Here is a 2796-nt window from a genome sequence, read left to right as displayed (position 1 = left end):
GTTCTGGAATAGCAAGTTCCTATGTGTACGGCCCATATAATCTGTAATTTTCAAAGATTATAACAGTTAAGAATACCTGATAGTTTTTATTATTTTTCTTTTATTAAGACTTGGGTTTTACGGCGCTGTCAACTTTTATGTGTTGGAGCGACATTGTTTAAATATGTTTTATAAACCCTGCAGGCCTTACCTCACTTAAGTTGACAAAGCCGGTTTTACACCCCTATGCTTGCATCGAATATTTCAAATTGTAATGACAGAAAATCCGTCTCGGAAATTCAGGTAATACCCCTAAACTCAGACTGGCGTAGCTAATTTCAGGATTCTCGCTTTATTCCTATTTGGGTTTAATACCCCGCAGCTTGCTGCGTTAGTTTATTAAACTCAAATTTGTTCTTTTCTTTTATGGAAACTAAATATGCTTGTCATTGTAGTTATAGGATTCGGTACCATATGGTTTTTGTTATGAAGTACCGTAAGAATCTTATTTCTGAGTCTGTTTTTAATCTTATTAAATCCATTCTTACTGAAATCACTAAAAGATATTATCTCTATTTTGATGCTGTTGGTACTGATGGTGATCATTTGCATATTCTTGTGGAAGCAGCTCCAAGATATTCTCCTTCAAGAATTATGCAGATTTGTAAGAGCATAACCGCAATCCAAGTATTTAAGAAATTTCCAAAGTTGAAAGAAGATGAGCTTTGGGGTGGTGAGTTTTGGAATGATGGGGGTCATATTGATACTGTTGGTGATGGTTATGATGTTAAAGCAATGGAAGAATATATCAAGAAACAAGGATTAAGCAAGAATCAGTTAACAATTCATTCATTTGCATCACCGTAATACCGGGGTTGTCTAAAAAGTCCACTCATCTTTTTCTTAATTCGTAAAGTATATATACTAGCTTATCGTCAATAAACTTAAAATAATGAGGTGATTTCTATGTCAGAAACAAGCTACCAAGCAACACTTAATACAAACAAAAAAATCAAGATTACAGATTTTTCCCCTTCCCACCCTAAGCCCAAAGTTGTTTTTAAACCATATTCACAGAATCAAGAATTCCTCCTTCCAAAAAATGTTGATGATTTTATCGGTGCTGGTCATATTGCTCGTCTTATAAGTCAAATTATCGATGAAATGGATCTACTATTTATTTTAGATACATATAAGGGTGGAGGAACAAGCTCCTACAATCCACGTATGATGCTTAAATCATGGATTCTCGCTTTTATATATCGTATCTATAGCAGCAGGTTAGTTGCAAAAAACCTGCGTGAAAATCTGTCCTTTATTTGGATCAGTGGAAATCAAACTCCTGATTTCCACACGTTAAATGACTTTCGATTAAGACTTAAAGACGATATTAAGAAAATTTTCAAGCAAATTGTAAAGTTTGCTCTTGATCAAGGAATAATCCAAGCAAAAGATATTTTTATTGATCACACAAAAAATGAAGCGAATGCCAATAAACATAAGATTGTCTGGAGAAAGCAAGTGGAAAAACATTCTATTAGGATTGATGAAGAGCTTGATGATCTTTTCAAGTATATCGATGAGATTAATGAGAAAGAAGAAAAAACTTTTGGTGGCAAGGATCTGCCTGAACAAGAGCGTAATGGTTTTGATGATGAAAAAGTCAAGCAGATTATTGACAAGATAAACAATAATGTCAAAGAAGGCAAAACTAACCAAGAAGATGGCAGAGAACAGCGAAAAAAAGTTAGAAGAACAAAGGAATTACTTGAAAGAAAAAAAGTCTATAATCAAAAGAAACATATTCTCAATGGAAGAAATAGCTACTCGAAAACAGATCATGATGCTGTTGGAATGATGATGAAAGACCAACTTACGATCAGGCCAGGATACAATGAAGGCATTGCAGTCGAAAATGGTTTTGTTTTAAACTATGTAATCAGTGATAATTGCGCTGATAATGTAAGTTTTATTCCGCTTATGGATGGAATGATTGATAACTTAGGTAGGGCTCCTGAAAATGTAAATGCTGATGGCGCATATGGAACAGAAGAGAATCATAGGTATCTTGAAAAAAAAAGAACTAATAATTATCTCAAATTTAACACTTATCATAGGGAAAAAAGCCAAAAATGGAGAGATAAGAAAATTAGGTTGCAGAACTTTAGTTATGATGAAAAGAATAATCAGTTTATATGCCCTAATAATATTAAGCTTATGTTTGTTTGTGATAAACAAGATATAACAAAAACAGGATATATTAGGAATATCTCTTCTTATAAATCTAAAGAAGGAGCATGTAAATATTGCAGGCTAAAAAAGAAATGCTTAAACGAAAAAAATATGACTAATACTAGGACGCTACAGTTTAGTTGGCTTGCAGAACGGTTAAAAGGGCAAGCACGACAAAACCTCAATTCTGAAAAGGGAAAAGAACTGCGAAAGAGAAGAGCAAATGAAGTTGAATCTATTTTCGGAGACGAGAAATTGAATAAGTTAAAGCGTAGATACAATTTAAGGGGAATTAAAAAAGTAAGTTTGGAAGCAGGGTTATACTATATCTCACATAATTTAAGAAGAATATATACGATAAGAAATAAAAATATTACAAAGAAAAAGATTTTGACCATCAAAACAGAAATAAACCTGTTACAGCAAACTGCTTTATCCGTTGCCATTTGAATAGAATTTACTTTTTAGACAACCCCGGTATTAAACCCAAATAGGAATAAAATGAATATTCAATTGACATAAAACCACTAATTTTCTCAGAAAATGTGACCGCAACATTAAAACAAGGTAAATTCAAGTATTATC

2 protein-coding genes are annotated in these 2796 nt (G+C 32.8%); both read left to right on the top strand.

What is annotated here, in order from left to right:
* Nucleotides 1–405: 405 nt before the first annotated feature.
* Nucleotides 406–846, top strand: a complete 441-nt coding sequence (gene tnpA / locus KKC91_00175) for an IS200/IS605 family transposase (GenBank protein ID MBU0476974.1) — start codon at nt 406–408, stop codon at nt 844–846.
* Nucleotides 847–945: 99 nt separating this feature from the next.
* The gene (locus KKC91_00170) at nt 946–2661 is read left to right on the top strand and encodes an IS1182 family transposase (protein MBU0476973.1); all 1716 of its coding nucleotides are present in this window, start codon (nt 946–948) and stop codon (nt 2659–2661) included.
* Nucleotides 2662–2796 lie beyond the last annotated feature (135 nt).

It is taken from the genome of bacterium, assembly GCA_018812485.1.
Lineage (GTDB): Bacteria > JAHJDO01 > JAHJDO01 > JAHJDO01 > JAHJDO01 > JAHJDO01.
The sequence above is the reverse complement of the archived record's forward strand: the minus strand, read 5'-3'. Positions and strand labels throughout refer to the sequence as shown.

Excerpts from the sequence above, each read along its gene's own strand:
- tnpA (MBU0476974.1), top strand. The coding sequence starts at position 406 with ATGGAAACTAAATATGCTTGTCATTGTAGTTATAGGATTCGGTACCAT.
- KKC91_00170 (MBU0476973.1), top strand. The coding sequence starts at position 946 with ATGTCAGAAACAAGCTACCAAGCAACACTTAATACAAACAAAAAAATC.